Annotated in this window: 7 protein-coding genes; 2 read left to right on the forward strand and 5 right to left on the reverse strand. The window is 70.9% G+C overall.

What is annotated here, in order from left to right; all coding sequences use genetic code 11:
• From PKD06_RS17645 to tolQ, 5 genes are all read right to left on the reverse strand, one after another.
• The coding region (locus tag PKD06_RS17645; protein ID WP_324382428.1) for an OmpA family protein at positions 1-494 on the reverse strand (494 nt) is incomplete at its 3' end.
• 166 nt (positions 495-660) lie between these two features.
• Positions 661-1,992, reverse strand: a complete 1,332-nt coding sequence (gene tolB / locus PKD06_RS17650) for a Tol-Pal system beta propeller repeat protein TolB (protein ID WP_324382430.1) — start codon at positions 1,990-1,992, stop codon at positions 661-663.
• A gap of 133 nt (positions 1,993-2,125) precedes the next feature.
• Positions 2,126-3,451 (reverse strand): cell envelope integrity protein TolA, encoded by a 1,326-nt coding sequence (tolA, locus tag PKD06_RS17655; protein WP_324382432.1) that lies wholly within the window; start codon positions 3,449-3,451, stop codon positions 2,126-2,128.
• A 12-nt stretch (positions 3,452-3,463) separates the two neighbouring features.
• Positions 3,464-3,910 carry an ExbD/TolR family protein gene (locus PKD06_RS17660; protein ID WP_324382434.1) on the reverse strand — a complete coding sequence of 149 codons (447 nt, stop codon included), beginning with the start codon at positions 3,908-3,910 and terminating at the stop codon, positions 3,464-3,466.
• Positions 3,911-3,920: 10 nt separating this feature from the next.
• Positions 3,921-4,637: a protein TolQ gene (tolQ, locus tag PKD06_RS17665; RefSeq protein WP_324382436.1), complete on the reverse strand. Its 717-nt coding sequence runs from the start codon at positions 4,635-4,637 to the stop codon at positions 3,921-3,923.
• A 316-nt stretch (positions 4,638-4,953) separates the two neighbouring features.
• On the opposite strand from tolQ, the gene PKD06_RS17670 reads away from it, so the two are divergent.
• A complete protein-coding gene (locus tag PKD06_RS17670) occupies positions 4,954-5,988 on the forward strand; it encodes an extracellular solute-binding protein (protein ID WP_324382438.1) in 1,035 nt (344 codons plus the stop codon).
• Between the two features lie 122 nt (positions 5,989-6,110).
• Positions 6,111-7,772: DNA translocase FtsK 4TM domain-containing protein (locus PKD06_RS17675; RefSeq protein WP_324382440.1), on the forward strand; the 1,662-nt coding region annotated here is incomplete at its 3' end.

Below are 7,772 nucleotides of genomic sequence, written 5' to 3' on the forward strand. Positions count from 1 at the left end.
GACCAGCACGAGATGTCGTTGCAGACCGCGACCGGGCGCTCCTTGCCGTAGGAGACCGTGCGCATCCGCGAGGAGGCGATGCCCCGCGAGGCGAGATAGTCGCGGACGGTCTGGGCGCGCCGGGCGCCGAGCGAATAGTTGTATTCGCGCGTCCCGCGCTCGTCGGCATGGCCCTCGACGATGAAGCGGTAGCTCGAATAGCGCTGGAGCCAGGTGGCCTGGCGGTCGAGCGTCGCGGTCGCGGTGGAGGTGAGGTCGGACGAATCGGATTCGAAGAAGACCCGGTCGCCCACATTCACCGCGAAATCCTGGGCCGAACCGGGCGTCGAGGCGCCGCCTCCCGCCCCATAGCCACCGCCCGGCCCCCCGCGGCCTCCCGCGCCGCCGGCGAGCTGGTCCGGGTTCGAGGAGCAGGCCGCGGCCGCGAGCGCGAGCGAGGCCGCAAGCGCGATCTTGAAGGCCGCACGCCGAGCGGCCGGCATGGTCTTGGTCATGATGACGATCTCCCGACAGGCGGTCTCCGGGGGCGCCGCCGCGCCCGACCAACCGCGTCAACCTTCACAAAGCGTGACTCCGATTGCCGTACGGTTATCGGAGCGTGAAAGCGGAAATCAGCGTTAAGGGGTTCCTAACGGGCCGCCCGTGCTCGGCCGCACGGGCTCAGCGCCCGCCCCCGAGCAGCGGAGACCAGCTCGGATCGGAGGCGTAGGAGGGCGTCGGGATCGCCACGTTCACCCGGCCCGTCACGTCGATCATGTAGAGCTTGCCGCCCGACTGGCCGCCCGGATCGCGGAAGATCACGAGATATTGCCCATTCGGCGCCCAGGTCGGCCCCTCGTTGTGGTAGCCCTCCGTCAGGATGCGCTCGCCCGAGCCGTCCGGCTTCATCACGCCGATGGCGAAGCCGCCCGGGCGCTGCTTGGTGAAGGCGATGAGGTCGCCGCGCGGCGACCAGGCCGGCTGCGAATAGGCGCCGTCGCCGAAGGAGATGCGCCGCTGGCCCGAGCCGTCCGCCCCCATGAGGTAGATCTGCTGCTTGCCGCCGCGGTCGGATTCGAAGACGATCTGGCTGCCGTCGGGGGAATAGGACGGCGAGGTGTCGATGGCGGAGGAATTGGTCAGCCGCGTCGTCGCCTTCGAGCCGAGATCCAGCGCGTAGATGTTGGAATTGCCGCCCTCCTGGAGCGCGATCAGGAGCCGCCGCCCGTTGGGCGAGAAGCGGGGGCTCGAGGACATGTCGCTGAAATCGCCGACGACGTGGCGCGCGCCGGTCTCGAGGTTGATGATCGAGACGCGCGGCTGCTGGCCCGGCGGCTGGGACATGTAGGCGATGTCCTGCGTCGCGGGCGAATAGCGCGGCGAGACCACGGAATTGTCGCCGGGCGTGAGGTAGCGGACATTGGCCCCGTCCTGGTCCATCACGGCGAGGCGCTTGCGGCGGCGCTCCTTGGGGCCGGATTCGTCGACGAAGGCGATGCGCGTGTCGAAGAAGCCGCCGACGCCGGTGATCTTCGAATAGACCGCGTCGGAGATGATATGCGCCACGCGCCGCCAGGAATTGGCGTCGGTGCCGTATTGCTGGCCGACGAGCTGCTGGCCGGAGGTGACGTCCCACAGCCGGAACTCGGCCCGCAGGCGGCCGGAGGCGTCGCGGGCCACCCGGCCCGTCACGAGGCCCTGGACCCCCGTTCCCCGCCACGCGCCGAAATTCGGCGCGGCGTCGAAGGAGGGGTTCTCGGGAAAGCGGCTGCGGTCGAGGACGGTGAAATAGCCCGAGCGGGCGAGGTTGCTCGCGATGATGCCGGTGACCTTCGCGCCCAGCTCGCCCTCGCCCCCGAATTCGGCGATCGCGATCGGGCTGGGCTGGAAGCTGCCGCGCCGCACGTCGATGAACAGTTCCGCCCTCGCCGCCGGCGCGAGCGCGGAGCCGGCTCCGGCCAGGGCCCCGCCCAGAAGAAGTGCGGTCCGTCTCGTGATCCTGGATGACGACATCGAAGCCAGCCTGCTCGTCCTGTGGAAGGCGCGGACATCGTCGCGCCGAATCATCGTGGGGAGTTCTCGAACCCGGTTACCTCAAGGGGCGTGCGGAAGCCTCGCCCGGACCGTGCCCGTTTCAAGACAGCCTTTAGTCGCGGACGTTGTAGCTCACCGCCAGATTCTTCCAGACGTCATAGGCGGCGGCGAATTTCGCCGGGATGCGCAGCGGGGTGCAGCGGCGCGTCGCGCGCACCGCCGCTTCGGCGACGATCGGGAAAAGGCGGTGGCTCGAGGAGTTCTGCACCCTCGGCGCCGCGGCGAGCGAGCCGTCCGGCGCGATCAGCACGTTGACCACCGGGTTCGGCGGCTTGTCGGCGCCGTCCGCCGCGAGCGGAACCTGCCAGCAGCGATGAAGCTGCTCGTTGATGATGCCGACGATCTGGTCGCGCTCGCTCGGGCTGAGGCGCGCGCCGTGGCCCGAGGCCGCCCCGAGGGAGGCCAGGCGCTGGACCTGGCGGGCGCTGGAGCCCGAGCCCTGCGGGGCCTCGGTGCCGACGAGGCGCGAGATGTCGCCGGGATTGAAGCGCTCGGCGAGCGCCGCCTGGCGGCGCGCCCTCGCCTCGGCGGCGGCCTTCGCCTTCGCCTCGGCCCGCGCCTTGGCATCCGCCTGCGCCTTGGCCTCGGCGAGCTTGCGGCGCTTCTCCTCCGCCTTGGCCTGGGCTTCCTGTTCGGCCTTGGCCTTGGCCTCCGTCTCGGCGAGCTTCTTCTCGAGCGCGGCCTTGGCCTCGGCCTCGGCCCTGGCTTTCGCCTCCGCGTCCGCGCGGGCCTTGGCCTCCGCCCGCGCCTTGGCCTCGGCGTGCGCCTTGGCTTCCGCCTTGGCCTTGGCCTCTGCCTGCGCTTTGGCCTCCGCCGCCTCGCGCTCGGCCTCGGCGCGCTCCTCGGCCTCGGCCCGCTGGGCGGCCTTGATCGCTTCCGCTTTCGCCGCCGCGGCCTTGGCGGCTTCCGCCGCCTTCGCAGCGGCCGCCTTGGCTGCGGCGGCTTTCGCCGCGGCTTCGGCCTTGGCTGCCGCCTCCGCCTTGGCGGCGGCTTTCGCGGCCTCGGCCTCGGCCTTCTCGATGTCGGGACGCGACGGCGGCGTGGGAGGCGGCACCGTGTCCTCCTCGGCGACCTTCAGGTCAACCGGGCGCGTCGGCGGAATCGGCGTGTCGGATTGCGAGGTGCCGGGCAGGTTCGCGACGCGGGTATCGTCCTGGCGGTCGGCCCGCTCCTGCGGATCGGACTGCACCTGGGCGGCCTGCGCCTCGCCTTTGGGAATCTCGCTCGGCGCGTCGGTCAGGATCTCGACCGGAATGCCTTCCTGCGACTCGGGCAGCTTCTCGGCCGCGAAGGCCATGAGCCCGGCCGCGAGGATGGCCGCGTGCGCGACGCCCGACAGCCAGAGCCCGGGCGCGCGACGATCGGGTTTGAGCCGCATTGCAGGCGCGCCTCAATGCGGGTCGGGTTCGGTGATGAGCGCGACGCGGCGGAAGCCGCCCTGGGTGACGATGGCCATCACCTGGGCCACGCGGCCGTAATCGACGCGCTTGTCGCCGCGCACGAGGATGCGCTCGTCCGGCCCCTTGGCCCGCTGGCCGATGGCCGGGACGATCTCGTCGTCGCGTAGCGAGGTCTCGTCGAGGAAGATCTGGCCGTTCTGCCGGATCGACAGCATGATCGGCTTCTGGTCGACGTTGAGCTGCGCGGCCTTGGTCTGCGGCAGGTCGAGCGGCACGCCCACCGTCATCAGGGGCGCGGCCACCATGAAGATGATGAGCAGCACCAGCATGACGTCGATGAACGGCGTCATGTTGATCTCGTTGATCGGCGCCGCGCGCCGTCCCCGGCGCCTGCGGCGCGAGCCGCCGCCCCCGGCGGCTCCGTGAACCATGCCCATGGCCGCCCCCTCAGGCCACCAGCGGCAGGCGCTCGTCGATCTGCCGCGACAGGATCGCCGAGAACTCGTCCGCGAAGCTCTCCATCTGCGCCTGCTGGCGGGCGACCTCGGCCTGGAGCTTGTTGTAGGCGAGCACGGCCGGGATGGCGGCGAAGAGGCCGATGGCCGTCGCGAACAGGGCCTCGGCGATGCCGGGCGCCACGACCGCGAGGCTCGTGTTCTTGGAGGCCGCGATGGAGGTGAAGGCGTTCATGATGCCCCAGACGGTGCCGAAGAGCCCGATATAGGGCCCGGCCGAGCCGATGGAGGCGAGGAAGAGCAGGCGCGAATCGAGCCGCTCGACCTCGCGCTGGATGGTGACGTCGAGCACCTTGTCGATGCGCTGGGCGAGGCTCGCGATCTGCCGCCCCGAGCCCTCGAAGCTGCGCTTCCACTCGCGCATGGCCGCGACGAAGATGGCGGCGAGGCCCGAGCCCGGATTCTCCTGGTGCTCGCGATACAGCTCCTCCAGCGAGGTGCCGGACCAGATCGTGTCCTCGAACTTGTCGTTGGCGGCCTTGGTGCGGCGGAAGAGCAGCGACTTGTCGATGATGATGGCCCAGCACCAGATCGAGGCCGAGAGCAGGCCGATCATCACCAGCTTGACGACGATATGCGCGCTCCAGAACAGCCCCCAGAGGGAGAAGTCGGGCGCGGGAATGGCCGCCATCGCGTCAGCGGGGTTCATCGCGGGTCGAATTCCTCATGTCGCGGCCGGAAACGGCCGCCTGATGTCCATCGGGCGTTGCGGAGACGGCCTCCAGATCACCGAAAATTCTGTCGAAAGTAAGAGCACTTGGGCGGAGAAGCCTCCATGAGGGCCCGAACCGGCGCTCCGCGCCCCCGCCAGGCCCTTTAGGCCGCCAGGAGGGTTAACGGAGCGTTACGGAGGAGAGGGTCGCGGTTCTTCGCCCCAGCCTCTTGCTCCGGCCGGGCGGCGCGACGATAGGCTCTGTCTCGGTTCGCCGCCGCTCGCCCGAGCGGCGGAAGGGTTGGGGAACGTCATGTCGATCACGCGCCGTCGCGCCATTGCCGGAGCCGGGGCCGCCGTCGGGGCCGCGATGCTGCCCCGCGCGGGCCGGGCGCAATCGACCGACCTGATCGTCGGGACCTGGGGCGGCGATTACGGCGCCCTGCTGCAATCGATGATCGACGAGCCGCTGATGAAGCCGCTCGGCATCAACGTGACGCAGGACATCTCGAACAACGATCCACGCCGGGCCAAGCTGATCGCGGAGAAGGGCGAGGCTCGCTCCAGCATCGACGTCGCCTGCCTGAACGACGTCGATTCCTTCATCCTGACGGATCTCGGCGTCCTGGAGGCGGTGCCCGGCGAGGCCGTGCCCCGGACGAGCGAGGTGCTGGCGATCCTCAAGAACCAGACCACGATCCCCCATCTCTACTCGGTCATGGCCGTGCTCTATAATCCGGGCAAGATCGCGTCTCCTCCCACCTCCTGGATCGACCTGTTCAATCCGGCCTATGCCGGGCGCATCGGCTTTTCCGACGTCCTCTACAATTTCAACATCGCCGCCATGAACATGGGGGTGGGCGGGCAGTCCGACGATTTCGCGCCGGGCCGCAAGGCCCTGCTCGATCTCAAGGCGAACGACGTCAGGACCTTTCCCTCGAACGAGGCGCTCGGCGCGGCGCTGAAGGCGGAGGAGATCTGGATCACCTTCATGTGGCAGGCCCGCGGCTTCCTGTGGCGCCGGGCGGGCATTCCGGTCGCCTGGTCCGTGCCGCGGGAGGGCACCTTTCCGCTGCTCTTCGAGGCCGGCGTGCCCAGGAACGCGCGAGCCAAGGATGCCGCCTGGAAGTACCTGAACGCGATGCTCGACCCCAAGGTGCAGGTCGCCTTCTCGGAGAAGCTCGGCTACATGCCGACCGTGAGGGACGCCGAATTGCCGCCCGATCTCGCGAAGGAGATCGGCATGGAGGAGGCGCGGCGAGCGCGGCTGCGCCCCATCGACTACGAGGCAATGCAGAAGGAGCGCGGCGCGATGCTTGAGTTCTGGAACAAGGAATTCAAGGGGTAGGGCGCGCCCCGCGCGGACGGTTAGCGGCGCCTTAACTCGCCTCTTCTAGCGTTAAGGCCGGTTCCGAGCGTTGCGGTTGGTCCATGCATACGTTGCGTCGTCACGAGTCCCCCCTCGAGCGTTTGTCGGATGCGATCCTCGCCTTCTCCAAGAGACGCTGCGTGGAGGGGCTGGGCCTCGTCCTGTTCGGGGCGGCCGTGGCGTTGTCGCTCTCGCTGATCACCTGGTCGGTCAAGGATCCCAGCCTCAACCACGCCACGGGGAGGGCGGTCCGCAATCTCCTCGGGGCGCCCGGCGCGGTGCTCTCCGACCTCCTCATCCAGATCTTCGGCCTCGGGGCCGCGGCGGCGGCCTTCGTCCCGGCCGTCTGGGGCATCCGGCTGATCCGGGAGGGAACCATGCGCCGGGCCGGGCTGCGCCTCACGCTCTGGGCCGTCGGCATCTGGGCGCTCGCGGCCTTCGCGAGCGCGCTGCCTTCGACCGCCGCCTGGCCGCTTCCGACCGGCCTTGGCGGGGTGGCGGGGGATGCGCTGCTCGGGGCGGCGCGCACCGTCGGCGGCGGCCTCGGCGTCGCGGTGGCCGGACTGATCTTCGGGGCGGTGGCCGCCTCGAGCCTCCTGGGGGCCTGCGGCCTGCGCCGCGCCAAGAGCGATCCCTTCTCGCCGCCGCCCGAGCGCGCGCAGGACAGGGAGGAGACGGGCCGGGACGACGAGCCGAGCCTCGCCATCATCTGGCTCGGCGGCATGGCCCATGGCCTCATCAGCGCGAAAGCCGCGCTCCAGCGCCGGATCGCGGCCCGCGCCGCGGCGAGCGCTCCGCTCCGGCCCGCCGACCGCTCCGATCAGCACGACCGCTTCGACCGGCTCGATCGCTTCGACCGTCCGGCCCCGCCGGTGGCGGATGCGCCGTTCCGCGAGCCGTCCCGCGCGCCCGTCGCCGTTCCGATGCCGGCCCCGGTCCGGGTTCCGATGCCCGTCCCGGCGCCGATGCCGGCGCCCGCCGCCGAGCCCGCGATGCGCGCTTCGGCCGAGCGCGAGATTCTCTATACTCCGCCGCTGCGCGGTCCCGCCTCTCGCCTGCGCGGCGTCGCGCCTCCCGTGCGGGTTCCCGAGCCCGGCGATCTCGACGGCTACGAGCGGCGCGGCCCCGGCGCCATGCCCGAGGATGTCGCCACCCCGTTCGGCTGCCGGGACGACAGGCAGGACGAAAAGGACGAGATGGAGGAGAATGATCTTCCTCCGTCCCCGCCGCAACGCGCGGCCGCGCCGGCGCCTTCGCAGATCCGCATGGCCGCCCCGGTCCGCGCGCCGGCTCCCTCCCCGGCTCCCTTGCACCGCGCCGCGCCGATGCCTGCCGCGGCGCCGGGCCGCGCGGCCGTCCACCTGCCCGCGCAGGTCGCCCCGCGCGCCCCCGCGCCGGCGGCCCGCTCCCACGGGGCGGCAGGCTACGAGATGCCGCCGCTTCCGCTCCTCTCCGAGCCGAGGAAGCAAGTCGCGACGGTCTCGAAGGATGCCCTGGAGCAGAACGCGACGCTGCTCGAATCGACGCTGGAGGATTTCGGCGTCCGCGGCGAGATCATCAACGTGCGGCCGGGCCCGGTCGTCACGCTCTACGAGCTGGAGCCCGCTCCGGGCACCAAGTCCTCGCGCGTGATCGGCCTCGCCGACGACATCGCCCGCTCGATGTCGGCGGTCTCGGCCCGCGTCGCGGTGGTGCTCGGCCGCAACGCCATCGGCATCGAGCTGCCGAACCAGAAGCGCGAGACGGTCTTCCTGCGCGAGCTG

The sequence above is a fragment of the Enterovirga sp. genome, from assembly GCF_035325185.1.
In the GTDB taxonomy this organism is placed as follows: Bacteria; Pseudomonadota; Alphaproteobacteria; order Rhizobiales; family Beijerinckiaceae; genus Enterovirga.